This is a genomic window from Pedobacter steynii (assembly GCF_001721645.1).
Taxonomy (GTDB): domain Bacteria; phylum Bacteroidota; class Bacteroidia; order Sphingobacteriales; family Sphingobacteriaceae; genus Pedobacter; species Pedobacter steynii_A.
On record NZ_CP017141.1, the window covers coordinates 5,397,295 to 5,413,200 of the forward strand.

The following is a 15,906-nucleotide window of genomic DNA, read 5'->3' on the forward strand; positions in this document are numbered from 1 at the left end:
TTCTTATTTATTTTCCGGTTTCCATATGCGAGGCATCCACAGGCTTGGACTCGGGCGAACCTTTTTGTCGTAAGTATATGGACAGAAAGACGATGGAAGCCACTGATAGGAATTCACTTTGCCAATTTTGAAAGGTTTCGAACCAAAATTCTGCTTGACCCAGGTAAGCACTTATGCTTTCTTTGGGCAGGTGTTTAGCTAGCTGTTCGATGTTATGGTTTTGCCAACTACCGTACAGGTGCAGGGCCCAGCTACCCAGGAAAAGGATGGCAAAACAAATGGAGAGTGAGTTGCTGTATAGTTTTAATATCCATCCTCCTTTCCGTACCGCCCAGGGGGCGTCTTTGGAGGGTTTAGGCTCACGGTCTACTTCTTCGGGCTCATCCAGTTTCTTGGATTCTGCCGATCCGACCTGGCGCAGGGAAATAGTAAGTAAGACGTATAAGGCCATTTGGAGAAATTCACTTTCAAAGTTTTCGAAGGTGGCGGAAATGAAATGTCCGCTTTGAAGATAAGTGCTGAATCCGATTTCCGGGGCATCGTCTTCCTGTAGATCCTGATTGTGCTTATTCCAGCCTGTTAAAGCCTGAGCAGCCAGAGTAATTATAAATAAGGTGAGGAATACGGCGGTCAATCCGTTTCTGTAAAAAAAATTACGATTAGATTTTGTTTTCATTTCAAAATGATTTTCTTCTTAAGAATGCAATTGAATTGTGATATCACTGTTTCCAGGAATAGTGTATTCCAGATTGCCGTTTGATACCGGACGTGCTTTTAGCGGCACTTTATGACCTTTGATTAGCACCTTAAATCCAGGTATTTTCTTTTTTTTAGTTTTTACCAGCATCATCCGGCAGCTAATTCGCGGGTCACCCAATATGGTAAAACTGATTTGCTTTCCTTTTTTTGCATTAAATCCCGAGGTAGGGTAGTCAGTATAGACCATAAAGGGCTCAGCTGGAATTTGCAGGTAATGTCTAGGCAGGATCCCGAAGGCATTGCCTGCACCGTACACTTCCTGGCCTACAGTTCCTGATTTCAGCCATCCATCCTGAAGATCTTCAAGCGCGATCCAGAGTTTAGGATCCACTTCCCCCATTTTAACTTTTTCCTCCAGCATGTCTGTTGGCAGCATTGACGGATAATAATATACAGAACGATCTACAAGGTAGCGGATGTATTCTGCAATGAGTAGTTTTACCGAGGGTAGGATGTCCACATCTTCAGCATGTTTCAGGTAATCGTGAAAGGCACTGAAGACTTCCTGTTCTTCATATACTGCGGTATAAGGGGCATCGTTGAGTGGATATAGGGAAAAGAATTTCGGGAAGTTTTTTCCGTATCCATAGTTACAGTCCCAAAGCTGAACGTTTCGGAATATTCCTGCCAGACACATATAGCTCAGCTCCAGATACAGCTTATTTTTGGTGATTTTATAAAGCCTGAGTAATGCCCCGGATGAAAAAGCCGTATTGTTAGCCTGGTAGAAGATTTCAAAGCCATAGCCCTGCAGGGTTTTAGCGGCGCGCTCTGCTTCATTTAAATAACGATGTTCTTTAGTCAATTCCCAGGCCTGGAGCATAACATGAGCAAAAATGCCAGCCACATCTTTTTCTCCGCCTTTGCCTTCGGCAGTTTCGGCTTTGATAACTTCCATAGTATCCATTTTATAGAATACGGGCCATTGATATTTAAAGTGATGCGCTACCTTTATGGCAAATTCCAATGAATCGAGGAAGAGCTGTTTAGCCATTTTGTCTCCTTTAAGTGCAAGTCTGGAAAGATTCAGCAAGGGATGGTGCAGGTACCAGGAATCCATCACTTTTGGCACTTTTTGCTCTTCTTCTCCTTTGAGCTTGTCTTCAGCGGCAGGAAGCCAGCGCATAATTGTGCCTAGTTTTTTATCAAAAAAGGCTGGCAGACCTTCTTTTATAGTTTTGGTCACTTCCATTTCTTTTTTGCTCCATTCTATGTAATCAATCAGTGGGAGTAAAACAGCGAGCTGTACCATGATCTCAGGCGGTGTTTCATAGTCACTTACATAGGCGTTAAAGTATTTATGTCCCGTTACTTGTGACCAGCAGCCTGGGCTGTCGATAAGGTCTTTGAGTCCTTTGTCCAGGATGTCGGGCCAGTGCTTGTATGCTGTTTCCGGTTTGGGTAATAGCAGGTAAATTCTGGCGAGTAAGTCCAGATATAACCGCATAAGATCTGATTCTTTTTCCGGCACCTCTTCACTGAAAGCGATAAAGGCATCAGAGAGGATAACTTCTTCGCCGGCTGGTAATGGCTTTTTAGAAGGTGGTAGGGAAAACCCCAATTCGGGCCATTCTCCACCAACAGTATCGCCGAGAGAGGTTTCAGTTCGATCGCAGTAATCACACAATGCGGTCAGGTTTTGTAGGTATAGCAAGGTAGCGGATTTTGGTCTGGTCTGGCTTAAATACAGAAATCCTGTCCGGGTGCCGAACTGGCCGGCATGGATCTTTCCATCGGTTTGTTCAGGATTATCTTTTTGTCCATTAAACAAAATGTCTTTTGGCCAGTTGGGTATAAGCATTTCTTTTGCTGGTATCAGGCTGCTGGTATACCGCAATACAGGGGAGCTTTCCGTCTGATCTATGACAATGCTGAGATTTTGCTTTCCTATAGCTGAAGCAAGGCTGAGGATTATTCCTTCTGCCTGAGGAGTAGTTTTTACGATCTCCAGGTTGGTTCCCGGGCTATATGCGGCTCGAAAGGCGACCCGTCCGCCTGCGGGTAGTTCTGTTTGAATCCATATAGAATCCGAGGTAAGGTTCACTTTAAAAGTAACAGGATCTGCTTTCAGTTCAAAAATTACTGATGTGTTGCCGGCCAGTTCAGTACTCGAGGATATGGCCCATGGGGATAATGCATTCATAGTCAGCTTAAAATCAGTTGTGCTTTAATTGAGTGCTCAGTTCGCTTTTCATATCTTTGTTTTAAGTTGCTTACCCGACCTATTGGCCGGGTAAGCACTGAGAAAATTGCTATGCCGGATCATCTTTCGGATTTTCATAATCCGCGTCTTCATCATTCTCGGTGTCGGTATCCTGATCCTCGTAATCTTCGGTTTCCGGATCATTTTCCTGTTCTTCAATTTCCTCGTTCAGGCGGGTGCCTTCTCCGTCGGCGAATTCTGTTTCTCCTGGTGTGTAACCGGTTTCTTCAGTATCAGCTGTGCCCTCATCGTTTTGCTCGTTTTCCTGTTCTTCGGGATTACGACCAACCTGGAATTGTCCAGGATTTACAATTTCTTCTTCTGGTGATTGATTTTGATTTTCCATAGTAGTAGATTTTTAGGTGCTGATCATTAACCATAATGATCAATTGCGGGTAACTAACCAGCAGCTTTAAGATTTGTTTAGAATATTTAAAAGGATTTTTGCTTGAGCGCAAAAAGCAGAAAGGAATGCGTGCGACAACATCTTAACTTAAATTTTGTTTCAGAAATTCAAACAAAAATGAGCTGAAAGTTTATTAAACAATCTCAATTTCAGGTTGTTGGAATAGCTCATCTACTAAATGTCGATACTATGAAAGCAGCAGTATTTCACAAACCCGGGGATATCAGTTATACCACGGTCGCCGATCCGAAGATTGAATTGGCTACAGATATCATTTTGAAAGTAACCAGTACAGCGATATGTGGTTCAGACCTGCACATTTTAAGCGGGGCGGTGCCACAAACTACCGATATGGTGATGGGACATGAGTTTATGGGGATCGTAGAGGAAGTTGGTGCAGAAGTGAAAAACCTGAAAAAAGGTGATCGGGTGATCGTTCCTTTTCCGATTGCCTGCGGCCAGTGTTTTTTCTGCAACCATGCCGCTTCACCAAGTTGCGAAAATTCCAATTACAAACATTATGGCCCAAATGGGGATATGATGGATCAGAAAGGTGCCGCATTGTTTGGTTATACAGATCTGTACGGAGGTTATTCCGGGGGACAAGCGGAATATGTCCGCGTACCTTATGCAGATGTCAGCCCCAGGATCATTCCTGATCACCTAACAGATGAGCAGGCTTTGTTTTTGACGGATATTTTTCCTACGGGTTGGTCCGGGATAGACTGGGCGCAGTTAAAAGGCGGTGAGGTAGTAGCGATTTTCGGTTCCGGCCCGGTCGGATTAATGGCGCAAAAAGCCGCCTGGTTAAATGGGGCGAGCCGTGTGATTGCCATTGATCCACTGAATTATCGCCTGGAAAAGGCAAAGGCGGTTAATAAAGTAGATATACTAAACCCACATAAGGTTGATGTGGTAGAAGCGATTCGTGAAATGACGAACGGACGGGGAGCTGACGTTTGTATTGATGCGGTAGGATTCGAACCTGAACGCAGTTTTATGGATAAGGTAAAAGCTACCATTAATTTTGAAAAGGGAAGTATGAAAGTGTTGGAAATGTGTTTTGAAGCGGTTCGCCGGAGTGGGACGGTATCGATTTTGGGTGTTTATGGTAGCCCATATGATAACTTTCCATTGTTTAGAATCTTTGATAAAGGCATTACTATTAAACAGGGGCAGGCGCCGGTGTTGAACTATATCGATCATTTGATTTCGCTGGTAACTGAGGAGAAAGTAGTGCTGGATGATATCATTACCCATAGTATGCCCTTAAGTGAAGTGGCTCAGGGGTATAAACTCTTTGATGAAAAAGCGGATGAGTGTGTGAAAGTTGTGTTGAAACCTTGGTAGGCAGCAGAAGTCTGCAGGGTAATGAAATAAATGTTTGAACTAAAAATTGGAAATTATGACAAATGAAGAGAATATGATGAGTCGTCGTGCGGTTATAGGTGGTTTAGGTGCAGGGGTGGCTGCGATGGCTGCGGGTCCTGTATTGGCTGCAACTGGTTCAACGGCAGGAAGTTACTCTGTTTCAGCCGGGCTTGAGGATCCGACAACGAAATATGCCAAACCGCCTTTTAAAGAACAGAAACAACCATGGCCCGGACTAGCCAGTAAAATGGATCCACGGCCGGATCACGGAGAAAGCAGTTATAAAGGATCAGGCCGGTTGAGCGGTCGTAAGGCGCTGATCACTGGTGGAGATTCGGGGATGGGACGGGCAGCTGCTATTGCTTATGCCCGGGAAGGTGCTGATGTGGCCATCAACTACTTGCCTGCTGAGGAGCCGGATGCAAAAGAGGTCATTGAGCTAATCAAAAAGGAGGGACGTAAAGCGATCGCTATTCCTGGTGATTTGCGGGATGAAGCTTTTTGTAAGCGTTTGGTGGATGAGGCGATAAAAGGACTTGGTGGCCTGGATATTCTGGTGAACAATGCCGGCCGTCAGCAGGCCAGGGAATCTATTTTAGACATCAGTTCAGAGGATTTTGATGCAACGATGAAAACCAATATTTATGCACCTTTTTGGATTACCAAGGCTGCTCTACCGCATTTGAAACCGGGCGCTGTGATTATTGCCACAACTTCGGTACAGGCTACAGATCCCTCGGCTGAACTATTTGATTATGCGCAGACCAAGGCCGCAAATACGAGTTATGTAAGGTCGCTGGCTAAACAACTGGGACCAAAAGGGATTCGTGTAAATGGCGTGGCGCCAGGTCCGATATGGACGGCATTGCAAGTTAGTGGCGGAGCGACGATGGAAAAGCTGAAAAATTTCGGAGGAGATACGCCTCTGGCCAGACCTGGGCAGCCTGTTGAATTGTGCTCCATTTATGTACAGCTTGCTGCGAATGATGCGAGTTACTCGACAGGTCAGATTTATGGAGCTGCAGGTGGTAGTGGGCAGCCTTAGGTCATATAAGAGTTCTTATGAGGATTTTAACGATAAATATGATTGAAATATGGGACAAATAGCAGAAGAATGGGAGCCATTTCAGATACTGGTGACCATTGAAGGGGAAAGCAAGTCTTTACTGGTGGTTCCCGACCGTGAGGAACCCAAATATGCGATTTTTGACGAGCATATTCCCCTGGGAACCATCTGGCAGGAATTCCGTAAGACAGGGAAAATCTGGTGCGGGGAAGGAGTTGTGGTTATAGCGCTGTTGACGCAGTTAGCTGAACAGACTGAAGAATATTTAAATAATAAACCAATATAATTAATTTTCTATGGATCCTTTTAATATTATTCTTAGTGGTAATGGAGAAAAAATTGACCTGAACATTCATCCGCAGGAAGCGGGTAACTACAAAATCTTTTATCATGGAGCATTGGTGGGCGAGGTCTTTATGGGAAGTGATGGTGAAAACTGGGAAGCGATCACGGCTGAGCAGTTACAGCCTGAGGGATTTCCAATAGACGAATATGGGGAGACCTCAGCTTATCGGGATATTCTGCTGGACAACCTGATCGTCCAGCAGATAGGCAGGCATATTTCGAAGTAGTACTTTGAGAGGAATTTATTCAACGGAATCTAAGTAGCGCTAATTTGAATACAGGTATTAATTTTTCAGACACGTATATATTCCCGTGCCCGACAAATTAATACGTGTTTAGAAGTGTGGGCTACCCAAAGTTGCACTGGAATGGCCATTTTCGTCGTTTGCTTACGTTTCCGGATTTATAGGGTATGGTGTTTGGAACTTTGTTCGCATCTATCAATAAATAAATCGACTATGAAAACAGCGCCACTAGATTTCAACCATCAATTATTTACATTTAAAGACAGCCTGCAGAAATTCGCTTTCCATTACACCAAGGATCAGGAAGAAGCTGCAGATCTGGTTCAGGAAACTTTACTAAAAGCGATACGATACGCTAAGGGTTTCGAGGAGGGAACTAATTTAAAAAGCTGGCTATTCACCATCCTGAAAAACACTTTCCTTAACAATTACAAAAAGAGGGTCAGGTTAAGATGTTATATGGAAGAAACTTTCAATATAGCGATGAATGACGTCCATAGTAATATCACCTATAATAGAGGTGAGAGTAACTGTAATTTAGCTGACATCCATAAGGCACTGGATAACCTTTCACATGAGTACTATTATCCATTTATTAAATATTTTGAAGGGTTTAAATATCATGAAATAGCGGAGGAGCTGAATATTCCTATTGGAACCGTTAAAACACGGATTCATATGGCAAGGATAGCGCTGAAAAAAAATCTGAAGATGTTTAGTGGGCAGTTTCGCGTAAAAAATGCCTCTTGATCTTTATAAGTGACGAGGACTTTGATATGCATCCCGACTGAAGCAACAAACGAGTTAAAGAAATAGCGGCGAGAGTTTTGTAAACTACTCGCCGCTATTTTAATTAAGATAATATAAAGCTTTCTTTATCTCTGAGTATCGTAATCACTCCATGCAGCAATACCTTCTGGCTCTGTGGATTTAACTTCGGTACTTCGCAGCTCGCTCATTTCCTGATCCAGCTCATCGGTTTCCTCAAGTTCATCAGTTTTAGGATCATCTAAATCCGTAAGTCCTTCTGTCTGTTGCACATGATTTAGCGGATCTTCAATGTATTCCCATTCCTTACCTAGATTTGGCATTTCCCCCTGGTTCCATGGTCCGCGGACGCTGTTCTCTGGAGAAAAGTTGAAATACTGTTGTGTAAAACGAGGATCTGCCTGTAATACTCCCGGTGGGAAATTTGGCTGTATGGATTCCAGTGCTGCTTCAAACATTTTATAATGCGCCACTTCACGGGTCATTAAAAAAGAAAGTGTGTCTTTAACATACGGGTCTTCGGTAAATTTCATCAGATGTTCATAAACCAGTTTAGCTCTTGACTCGGATGCCAGATTACTCCTTAGATCGACAGTCAGATCCCCATTAGAATGAATGTACGACGCGCACCAGGGAATGCCCTGACTGTTTCTTAAGGTCGGTCCGCCACCGGTTATAATCGGGAATTGTGGATTGGCGGTTAATGCGGCATGAATGATGTTCTCTTTCGCTGCTTTACCCTCTAAAACCTGCATGATCTCTGAGGAGTCTGCAGCATTTTTAAGTTCTCCGTTTACGCCCTTCAAAAGCATCTGGATGGTTGCACCAACAATCTCCAGGTGAGAGAATTCCTCAGTGGCGATGTCCATCAGCATATCGTATTTATCGGGATGTGGGTTTTTGGCACCAAATGCCTGTGTAAAGTACTGCATTGCTGCAGCAAGTTCGCCATTTTCCCCGCCGAACTGTTCGAGCAGGATGTTAGCAAATGCCGGATCTGGTTTAGAGACTCTGGCATTAAATTGTAAGTCTTTCGAGTGATGAAACATAATTGTGTTTTTTTTAGGTAGATGTGTTTTTTGCCTTATTCGGCAGTTGCCTGCTCGTTGATGGCGGTGACAGCAATATCGGTTAACGCTACATCGGTCGCTTTTTCATTTTCTAAAGTCAATTGTAGGAGTTCTGCGGCATCCGTATGCCCCATGTTTTGGGCAAAAACGACAAGGGTTCCGTAGGTAGCGATTTCGTAATGTTCTACCTTTTGGGCGGCCAGAATCAATCCCGCGTCGCGGATTAGTGTGCCGGAATCGGTATCTTCAATGATGCCCTCGGCCTCTTTTACCAAACCTTCCATCGCGTCGCATTTTTTTGCCTGGGCTTTCTCGCCCAATAACTCAAAAACCTGTTCTAAGGTATTGATGTGGGTTTTAGTTTCCTCGGTGTGTTTTTCAAATGCTGCTGCCAGCTCAGGACTGGTAGCTGCTTTTTTCATTTTTGGTAAGGCCTTTGATAAGTGTTTTTCAGCCCAATAGATGTCTTTTAGCTCATCTACAAAGAATTTATGAAATTCTGAATTTTCCATTTTACCGGCCTTAGATTTAGTGCCAGTTGTGCTGTTCTTTTTTGTTGTAGTTGCCATAGTGTTGATTTAAAATTCTATATAAATAAGGTGAATATGCAGCTATAACATCCCCTGGAGGGCTTAGTTTTAATGATTTCAAAGACCAGTATTTAATCCGATTTATGTGCGTTAAGTACGGGCTTAATTCAGTACTCAAACCGATGCAAAGTATTCATCTAAACCTATTTCCAGGGTGGGCAAGTGTTTTCCTCTACTGCTTTCAATGGCACTATTTGCAGGCCGCAAAGCTGGCAATTTTGAGTTTTGCTGAGAAATGCGCAGGATGCGGGTGCTATCATAGCCACCTCGTTCCGCTACACTTACGGCCAATTCGTACCAGCTTAAAGCCCCATTATTAGTCAGGTGCCAAATTCCGGATTCTTCATCAATAAGCAGGTTCATCGCTGCATTTACCAGATGTGGAATATAGGTAGCGGTCATTACGACATCATCCATTGCACTGAATTCCTTTCCCTTTCTTAAGTTTTCTAAAACTACTGCCACGAAATTGTGGCGATCCCACGGACCAAAAAAAGAACTCGTGCGAACAATGAGCGCTGATGGATAGATGGATAAGACTTGTTTTTCCGCTTCGGCTTTGCTTAGGCCGTAAATATTTAAAGGTTTGACAGGATCATTTTCCATGTATGCTGCAGGTTTACTTCCATCAAAGACCAGGTCCGTGGAAAAGCTCATTAGCTGGATATTTTGATTTTCACATACTTCTGCCAGATTTACCGGACCGATGGTATTGGTGAGTAAGCAGTTTTCTACTTCTTGTTCCGCAATATCCACGTTAACGTAACCAGCCGCATTGATGATCGCCCAAGGACGATAATTTGCGATGGCATTTTTAATTTGTCGTAAGTCAGTGATGTCCAATTCATTGCTCTTAGGGGCAATAGCTGGTATATTTCGTTCAGAACAGATTTTATAGATTCCAGAGCCGAGTGTCCCTGAACCGCCAATTATAAGAATTGGACGGACATCGCTGGAGGGGGGGAGTTTAGTTTGCCACCAGCCGCGACCATTGATTACTGCACTTTGGTAAACCTGACCATGCGCCAGGGTGGAGATGAACTTTGCTATTGCTGTTGGCCTGGGCCTGCCAGAACTAAGGTCAAAGGCACCTGATTCGTAGGTTCCCTGTTTTTTTGTCAGCAGTTTATCCCAGCCATAGGCACCAAAGAGTGCCCAAAACGTAATTGCAATCACATTAATACCTTCTGCATTGAGTATGGTGCAATCGTCCCAGATGGATTTCAGCCAACGAAGCTGGTCTTCTCTTCCACAGCAAAGATGTGCTTCTGTAATGGCCATGGGCAGCCCGTAGCGTTGCCATGCTTCTCGCATCAGCGCTGCCAATCCAGCAACCTTGGCATCGGAGTGGCGGACCGCTTCAATATCAGCATACATCTTTTGCCCGTTTCCACCATGCGTCCAGGGGGGATGGTTGTTAAATTTATGATCCAGGAAGCGTTCAGATGTGACGTAATAGTTGAAACCAAGCAGATCTGGTGGCATAGCATTTTCATTGAAAAAGCTGAGCTGATCTTTTTGGATTCCCTGTTCGATGAGGTATCCCCAAAGGGGATGGGTGCTGTCTACCTTACCACAAAGCAGGTCAATGCTAAGCCACCTACGATGGTTTTCAAAAAGGGTTTGGGCTTCCAGTTCCTGTGTACCATGGATTTTAGTTAGATCTTCTGTGAAAATAAGCCTCGCCTTGGGGTTAACTTCTCTGATAGCCTGCATAGCCAGGATAGTAGCCCTGCATTGATTGATCAGAATTTTTAGAAAAGCCATACTTTCATTATGGTGAGGATGCCATAGGCTATAAAGCCCACAGAACCTGGCAGTGGTCAGCGGTTCGTTCACTGGGGTATAGTCATTGATCCAGGGGAACTTTACGGCTACCATTCTGGCATATTGGGCAAGCTGTTCTGCAAAATCATCGCTAAGGATCGGGGCGTAGCGTGGCCCCGATCCATGATGAACTAGTCCGGCAATAACATTGATTTTATGGTGCTTTAGTAGTTCAAGATGTTTCTCTACCACCCAGTTCGGCTCGTTGTTGTTATCAGGGCGATTGTTTTCCCATAAAATGGGAAACCTGAGCGTTTTCACTCCCAGGCCAATAATTTGTGTAAGTAGTTCTGGCCTGTCGTACAGGCTGTCGTACTCCAGTTGGTCAAAATAATTTTCGCCCACCCGGTTGACGCTACACTCAATTCCGCCCCAGACTTCCATGTTCTATTTGATGGCCGACAGCGTTGGTTGATTCCTCGCTCTGGATCTTTTTAAATGTGCTCAGCGCCTGAGCAACCACCTGATCCATGTTATAATATTTATAGGTAGCAAGACGTCCAACAAAATAAGTATGCTCTAGTTTTGCTGCCAATTTTTGATACTTTTCATAAAGCAAAGTGTTATCTGGTTTTGGTATGGGGTAATAGGGATCCCCCTCTGCCTTCGGAAACTCATAGACAATTGAGGTCTTTTTATGTTGTTGTCCGGAAAGGTGTTTGAATTCGGTGATACGGGTAAATCCATAATCATTTGGATAGTTGACTGTACCTGTGGGTTGGAAATTATCCTGGTCTAAGGTTTCGAACTTGAATTCGATTGATCGATAAGGTAGCCTGCCAAACTGATAATCAAAATACTCATCGATTGGTCCTGTAAAGATGAGCTTTTTATAATTCACTTCCCCGATCACATCCTTGTAGTCTGTATTTAACATAATGTGAATATTAGGATGATCAAGCATCTTTTCGAACATTTTTGTGTAGCCATAGAGCGGCATGGACTGATAGCTGTCAGTGAAGTAACGGTCATCCTTATTGGTACGTGTAGGAACACGGGCTGTAACCGAGGCATTGAGCTCCGAGGGATCCATGTCCCACTGTTTTTTTGTGTAACCTTTAAAGAATTTTTCATAAAGTTCTCTTCCCACCACGCTAACTACCACATCTTCGGATGTGTTGATGTCTTTCTTTTTCTCTGCTTTTGATTCAAAAAATGCGGTGAGTTCGCTACTGGAAAGATTTAGGCCATAGAGCAAATTAATAGTGGTCAGATTGATGGGCATAGGTACTAACTGTCCGTCGAGACTAGCGAGTACTCTGTGCTGATAGTTGCGCCATTCTGTAAATTTAGATAGGTAGGAAAATACCTCCCGGGAATTGGTATGGAAGATATGCGGTCCATACTTGTGCACCAGTATCCCTGCCTGATCATAATGATCATAAGCATTACCGGCGATATGGTTGCGTTTATCGATAAGAAGTACTTTTTTATTCGCTATGGTCGCCAGGCGTTCTGCAAGGACACTGCCTGCAAAACCGGCTCCAACAATCAGGTAGTCATACATCTTAGCTGGCTATTGAAATTTTCTCTTTTTCGGAGATACAATCGCAGATTTCACTGGTCATCTCTAATTGTGTTTTGTCCCATGAAATGTCTGCTAGAAAATCTGTCACCTGCATTTCCCATTCGGTCCGGTTCTGGCTATGCAGTTCCTTTTCAATGGCTGTTGCAAAGGTTTTACTACATGAGCAGATGTGCACCAGGTTTTGATTTCCATAGGGATTGATCACATCGCGGATTGGCGTAGAAACTACAGGGATATTCGCTGCAAGGTATTCCGGCGTCTTTGTAGGTGAAATAAATCGGGTGGATTCGTTGAGCAGGAAGGGGAGCAGGGCAACGTCCCAGCCAGCAAGGTAATTTGGCAAATCATTGTAGGATTTCTGACCAAGGTAATGGATGTTCGGTTGCTGTGGAAGGGTTGCAGGATCGATCTTTACTACCGGCCCGATCAAGATGATGTTCCAATCAGGCCTATCGGTTGCCAGCTGCCGGATTAACTCAAGGTCGAAACGTTCATCAATCACTCCGAAAAAGCCAATTTTCGGTCCTTTGATGCTCATCTGATCAGGTGCTTCGTCACAGGTTCTGGCCTTGGCAAAGTGTTCCTTTTCAATGCTGCTGGGAAACGGATGGATGTTTTCATGGTATTGTTTTTTGGCTTGATAAAGTGAATGGCCACCGGTAAAAACTATATCTGCTTTTTCAAGGAGTCGTTGCTCATATACGCGAATCTGTGAATGGGCAAATTTGAAGCCGGAGAGTTCGTCCATGCAGTCATAAACAATCGCTTTTGGCCGATACTTCGCGGTGTAAGTAAGCGCCATCGGTGTATAATACCAAAAGAGTGTCTGTTCAAGATCGAAATCGGCTATGAATTGATCGAATAACGCAGTGAGTGCCACTGCGATTTGCTCCTCATTTAACCCTCTTTGCAGGTGGGGAACAACTATGTGTAGATTTTCCTCCCGTTGCGAAACTGACAGGAAGGATTCTTCATTTCCATCCAAAACAGGCTCTTCGTAAAAAAATACGCTGGTCTGTTTTGCGAACCTGGTTAATAGGTGTTGGGGGCGCTGATAAACAAAATCCCATCTTAGGTGGGACAAACAAACGAGATTGGCAGGTAGTGCGGATTGTTCTTTCATGATATTTTTTATATAGGTGATAATAGGTGTAAGTGGTGTCTACGCCAGTTTACCGTAGCGTAGACAATAACTCTGTCTTTGAAAAACTGTTTTTGAAATAACCCGATATGGTATTTATTCTGATGTTTAAGCGTAGTTCTTTCAGGATTAGTGGGAAATACCTGGTTTGTTGGAAACCTAAAGGATAAATGATAACGAACTTAATGAAAACTATTTTGAGAAAAGGTTGTTAGCTGTTGTCAAACTTAAATATAGATATATGAAAAACTACTTGAAAAACTTGTTACCTGTTTGTTTATTGATCGGGTTACAATCATGCGGCAACGCAGAGCGGAATGGCCGGGATGAGACAGCAAATGAAATCACTGATTCTTTGAGCGACACTACCCAACGAGCGAAGGCGATTAACGCAGATGTTGATTTGAATGGAGATGCGAAAGTATTTACATTAAGTGCTGCTGTTGGGGGCATGATGGAGGTAGAGGCAGCTGGAATAGCATTGAAAAAAAGTAAGAATAAAATGGTTAAGGATTTCGCGACCCGTATGTTAAAGGATCATGGTTTTGCCAATACGGAGTTAAAAGGAATCGCAGAAACCAAAGGACTTCAGCTGGCGCGGACGCTTCCCACAGAAATGGCTGCACACCTGGAAAAGTTGAACAGTTTGGAGGATAGGGCGTTCGATGTGCAATATATGCGTATGATGATTAATGATCATGAAAAAACAGTGCAATTGTTTACTGAGGGTGGTCGGCTAGCTGATCAGGAGCTGAGGGCTTTTGCTGTTAAAACACTTCCGCTTATTCAACAGCATTATCAATCTGCAGTGGAGATCGGTAAAAGCATTAACATCAGTAACGCTAATAATGGGGATGATTTATTAGGTATAAGTCCGGCTAAAGTTGAAAAAAAATAATAACCTTTATCGCTTCATAGAATAACCCGCTATCGCATCAGATAGCTCATTTATTGTCTTTTTACTAAAAGAGTGTTTGCCCGCCAGCCACCTTTTGATTTCGTCTGGATTGATGTCCAGGGCAATAGCAAGGTCATTTTCTGAAAGGTCTTTATCCGCTAACTTTTTTGAGGCCTTACCGGCTAGGTCCAGGTTAAGTTGCGTCAATTCTTCTATAGCGGGGTTACCGCTCTCTTCCAGCCAGATGGATACAAAGTCGTTTTCTTCCATTTATGTTTTCGTAATTGGGCCGCAAATCTATGATATTACTTTTATTATCACAACTACAGGTGGAAGTTATAGTTTAAGATGGCTTTTTAGTTCTTATTTAGACGGTCCAGGATTAAGGAGGAAAAACATTTAACCCCCGTTCTGATACATTCTTCATCGACTTGAAAGTCAGGCGAATGATTCATTGCAATAATTCCTTTTTCAATATCGGAACCACCAAGAAGGAAATAAACACCAGGTATTTTTTGTTGAAAATAGGCAAAGTCATCATTAAAAAATGGGACCTGGCCATGATCAGTAACGATTACGTCTTTTCCATAAATATTTTGAAGGGTTTTTGATGCAGCGTTCGTTAACTTTTCGTCATTAATAACTGTTGGATTCTCTTGTGTAAATGAAACGGAAAGCAGTTGATCTTTATAACCACTGTCTTCTATTGCTTGTTTAATTTTAGGAATGATGTCTTTCAGATATGTTGAATTGGTCTCGTATAAATACGTTTCCAGAAAGAGCACGTTATTTTTAGAACGATTGATAAAGTTCTCATCCATAAACAGGTAATCTTTAAAAATTGTATTGGGGTTCGTAAGTCCAATTTTTGGGTCAGCCATGTGGTGTATTTCCCAGGGCTTGCTGTTGGCTGTTGAACGGAATAAAAAACTGTGGATTTTTTTTGTTAATACGTTCGCTTCCTCTTTCGACAGTTCATTTTTTAGCTTGATTCTTACTCTTCTTTGATAGGCGAACATCTCATTTGGTTTGACCATTACCTGTCCAACCGGTAATGCGCTTACATGCAATCCATAAATCTCGTCTGGCTTTATTTTTGAAAACAAACCGTCATTAATCATGCCTTTTGCTCCAATAAAGGTTTCTTCTTCAGGTTGAAATATAAAGTATACGGTTCCACTTAAATATGCTTTATTTTTTGCGAGGACTTTAGCTATTCCCAGTCCGATTGCCATATGTATATCATGACCACAACCATGTTGGATGCCCTTGTTTTTGGATTTGAAAGGGGCTTTGTCAGCATGGTCAGTAGGTAGGGCGTCCATTTCTGATCTCCAGGCGATCTTTTTTCCCTTTTTACCACCCTTTAAAATCCCCACAACACCATGTCCGTAAATGTTGGTATCCACTTCAAGTCCTAAATCAAGTAAATATTGTGCAATAACTTTTTGGGTACATATTTCATGACCTGCCAACTCTGGATTTTCATGAAATTCTCTCCTGATTTTGACCAGATTATTAAAAATGCGATCAGTTTGGAGCTGGATAGACTGATGAGAAAAGCGCTCTTGTGCAGATGCAGGAGAGCTAAGAAGGCAAGCTAAAATGAATACAAGTCTTTTCATATTTTAAAGCCAATTGATTTCAAACCAGCAACTGTTAGACTGACTATAAATCTAATTGGTTACA

At 43.0% G+C, this 15,906-nt stretch carries 16 protein-coding genes; 6 read left to right on the forward strand and 10 right to left on the reverse strand.

Features of this window, described 5'->3' with window-relative positions:
* Nucleotides 1–7: 7 nt before the first annotated feature.
* From BFS30_RS22305 to BFS30_RS22315, 3 genes are all read right to left on the reverse strand, one after another.
* Nucleotides 8–676, reverse strand: coding sequence for a DUF6766 family protein (locus BFS30_RS22305; protein ID WP_069381308.1), 669 nt, complete (start codon nucleotides 674–676; stop codon nucleotides 8–10).
* An 18-nt stretch (nucleotides 677–694) separates the two neighbouring features.
* On the reverse strand, nucleotides 695–2,902 hold the full coding sequence (locus BFS30_RS22310) for a hypothetical protein (RefSeq protein WP_069381309.1): 2,208 nt from the start codon (nucleotides 2,900–2,902) through the stop codon (nucleotides 695–697).
* Nucleotides 2,903–3,011: 109 nt separating this feature from the next.
* Nucleotides 3,012–3,308 carry a hypothetical protein gene (locus tag BFS30_RS22315; RefSeq protein ID WP_069381310.1) on the reverse strand — a complete coding sequence of 99 codons (297 nt, stop codon included), beginning with the start codon at nucleotides 3,306–3,308 and terminating at the stop codon, nucleotides 3,012–3,014.
* 249 nt (nucleotides 3,309–3,557) lie between these two features.
* Between BFS30_RS22315 and BFS30_RS22320 the strand changes: the two genes are divergently transcribed.
* The 5 genes from BFS30_RS22320 to BFS30_RS22340 all read left to right on the forward strand — a co-directional run bounded on the left by BFS30_RS22320 (nucleotide 3,558) and on the right by BFS30_RS22340 (nucleotide 7,145).
* The gene (locus BFS30_RS22320) at nucleotides 3,558–4,718 is read left to right on the forward strand and encodes a zinc-dependent alcohol dehydrogenase (RefSeq protein WP_069381311.1); all 1,161 of its coding nucleotides are present in this window, start codon (nucleotides 3,558–3,560) and stop codon (nucleotides 4,716–4,718) included.
* A gap of 55 nt (nucleotides 4,719–4,773) precedes the next feature.
* Complete coding sequence (locus BFS30_RS22325; RefSeq protein ID WP_069381312.1) at nucleotides 4,774–5,784, forward strand: SDR family oxidoreductase; 1,011 nt, start codon at nucleotides 4,774–4,776, stop codon at nucleotides 5,782–5,784.
* Between the two features lie 49 nt (nucleotides 5,785–5,833).
* Nucleotides 5,834–6,091 (forward strand): hypothetical protein, encoded by a 258-nt coding sequence (locus BFS30_RS22330; protein ID WP_069381313.1) that lies wholly within the window; start codon nucleotides 5,834–5,836, stop codon nucleotides 6,089–6,091.
* A 10-nt stretch (nucleotides 6,092–6,101) separates the two neighbouring features.
* Nucleotides 6,102–6,377 carry a hypothetical protein gene (locus BFS30_RS22335; protein ID WP_069381314.1) on the forward strand — a complete coding sequence of 92 codons (276 nt, stop codon included), beginning with the start codon at nucleotides 6,102–6,104 and terminating at the stop codon, nucleotides 6,375–6,377.
* Between the two features lie 231 nt (nucleotides 6,378–6,608).
* Nucleotides 6,609–7,145 carry an RNA polymerase sigma factor gene (locus tag BFS30_RS22340; protein WP_069381315.1) on the forward strand — a complete coding sequence of 179 codons (537 nt, stop codon included), beginning with the start codon at nucleotides 6,609–6,611 and terminating at the stop codon, nucleotides 7,143–7,145.
* A 125-nt stretch (nucleotides 7,146–7,270) separates the two neighbouring features.
* On the opposite strand, the gene BFS30_RS22345 is transcribed toward BFS30_RS22340, so the two are convergent.
* The 5 genes from BFS30_RS22345 to BFS30_RS22365 form a co-directional block, all read right to left on the reverse strand.
* Nucleotides 7,271–8,212, reverse strand: coding sequence for a manganese catalase family protein (locus BFS30_RS22345; protein WP_069381316.1), 942 nt, complete (start codon nucleotides 8,210–8,212; stop codon nucleotides 7,271–7,273).
* A gap of 35 nt (nucleotides 8,213–8,247) precedes the next feature.
* A complete protein-coding gene (locus BFS30_RS22350) occupies nucleotides 8,248–8,802 on the reverse strand; it encodes a ferritin-like domain-containing protein (protein WP_069381317.1) in 555 nt (184 codons plus the stop codon).
* A gap of 135 nt (nucleotides 8,803–8,937) precedes the next feature.
* On the reverse strand, nucleotides 8,938–11,034 hold the full coding sequence (locus BFS30_RS22355) for a family 1 glycosylhydrolase (protein ID WP_069381318.1): 2,097 nt from the start codon (nucleotides 11,032–11,034) through the stop codon (nucleotides 8,938–8,940).
* On the reverse strand, nucleotides 11,012–12,157 hold the full coding sequence (glf, locus tag BFS30_RS22360; RefSeq protein ID WP_069381319.1) for a UDP-galactopyranose mutase: 1,146 nt from the start codon (nucleotides 12,155–12,157) through the stop codon (nucleotides 11,012–11,014). The genes BFS30_RS22355 and glf overlap by 23 nt, the downstream gene beginning before the upstream one ends.
* A gap of 1 nt (nucleotide 12,158) precedes the next feature.
* Nucleotides 12,159–13,262 (reverse strand): glycosyltransferase family 1 protein, encoded by a 1,104-nt coding sequence (locus tag BFS30_RS22365; protein WP_237028640.1) that lies wholly within the window; start codon nucleotides 13,260–13,262, stop codon nucleotides 12,159–12,161.
* A 298-nt stretch (nucleotides 13,263–13,560) separates the two neighbouring features.
* On the opposite strand from BFS30_RS22365, the gene BFS30_RS22370 reads away from it, so the two are divergent.
* The gene (locus BFS30_RS22370; RefSeq protein WP_069381321.1) at nucleotides 13,561–14,217 is read left to right on the forward strand and encodes a DUF4142 domain-containing protein; all 657 of its coding nucleotides are present in this window, start codon (nucleotides 13,561–13,563) and stop codon (nucleotides 14,215–14,217) included.
* A 6-nt stretch (nucleotides 14,218–14,223) separates the two neighbouring features.
* Here the strand turns inward: BFS30_RS22370 and BFS30_RS22375 are convergent, their stop codons facing one another.
* Both BFS30_RS22375 and BFS30_RS22380 read right to left on the reverse strand, forming a co-directional pair.
* Complete coding sequence (locus BFS30_RS22375) at nucleotides 14,224–14,487, reverse strand: hypothetical protein (RefSeq protein ID WP_069381322.1); 264 nt, start codon at nucleotides 14,485–14,487, stop codon at nucleotides 14,224–14,226.
* A gap of 86 nt (nucleotides 14,488–14,573) precedes the next feature.
* Nucleotides 14,574–15,842 carry a M20 metallopeptidase family protein gene (locus tag BFS30_RS22380; protein ID WP_069381323.1) on the reverse strand — a complete coding sequence of 423 codons (1,269 nt, stop codon included), beginning with the start codon at nucleotides 15,840–15,842 and terminating at the stop codon, nucleotides 14,574–14,576.
* Between the last annotated feature and the right edge of the window lie 64 nt (nucleotides 15,843–15,906).

Coding starts and splice junctions, on each gene's coding strand:
- BFS30_RS22380 (WP_069381323.1), bottom strand. CDS start 15,842: ATGAAAAGACTTGTATTCATTTTAGCTTGCCTTCTTAGCTCTCCTGCA.
- BFS30_RS22340 (WP_069381315.1), top strand. CDS start 6,609: ATGAAAACAGCGCCACTAGATTTCAACCATCAATTATTTACATTTAAA.
- BFS30_RS22330 (WP_069381313.1), top strand. CDS start 5,834: ATGGGACAAATAGCAGAAGAATGGGAGCCATTTCAGATACTGGTGACC.
- BFS30_RS22305 (WP_069381308.1), bottom strand. CDS start 676: ATGAAAACAAAATCTAATCGTAATTTTTTTTACAGAAACGGATTGACC.
- BFS30_RS22335 (WP_069381314.1), top strand. CDS start 6,102: ATGGATCCTTTTAATATTATTCTTAGTGGTAATGGAGAAAAAATTGAC.
- BFS30_RS22310 (WP_069381309.1), bottom strand. CDS start 2,902: ATGAATGCATTATCCCCATGGGCCATATCCTCGAGTACTGAACTGGCC.
- BFS30_RS22370 (WP_069381321.1), top strand. CDS start 13,561: ATGAAAAACTACTTGAAAAACTTGTTACCTGTTTGTTTATTGATCGGG.
- BFS30_RS22320 (WP_069381311.1), top strand. CDS start 3,558: ATGAAAGCAGCAGTATTTCACAAACCCGGGGATATCAGTTATACCACG.
- glf (WP_069381319.1), bottom strand. CDS start 12,157: ATGTATGACTACCTGATTGTTGGAGCCGGTTTTGCAGGCAGTGTCCTT.
- BFS30_RS22350 (WP_069381317.1), bottom strand. CDS start 8,802: ATGGCAACTACAACAAAAAAGAACAGCACAACTGGCACTAAATCTAAG.
- BFS30_RS22375 (WP_069381322.1), bottom strand. CDS start 14,487: ATGGAAGAAAACGACTTTGTATCCATCTGGCTGGAAGAGAGCGGTAAC.
- BFS30_RS22345 (WP_069381316.1), bottom strand. CDS start 8,212: ATGTTTCATCACTCGAAAGACTTACAATTTAATGCCAGAGTCTCTAAA.
- BFS30_RS22355 (WP_069381318.1), bottom strand. CDS start 11,034: ATGGAAGTCTGGGGCGGAATTGAGTGTAGCGTCAACCGGGTGGGCGAA.
- BFS30_RS22325 (WP_069381312.1), top strand. CDS start 4,774: ATGACAAATGAAGAGAATATGATGAGTCGTCGTGCGGTTATAGGTGGT.
- BFS30_RS22315 (WP_069381310.1), bottom strand. CDS start 3,308: ATGGAAAATCAAAATCAATCACCAGAAGAAGAAATTGTAAATCCTGGA.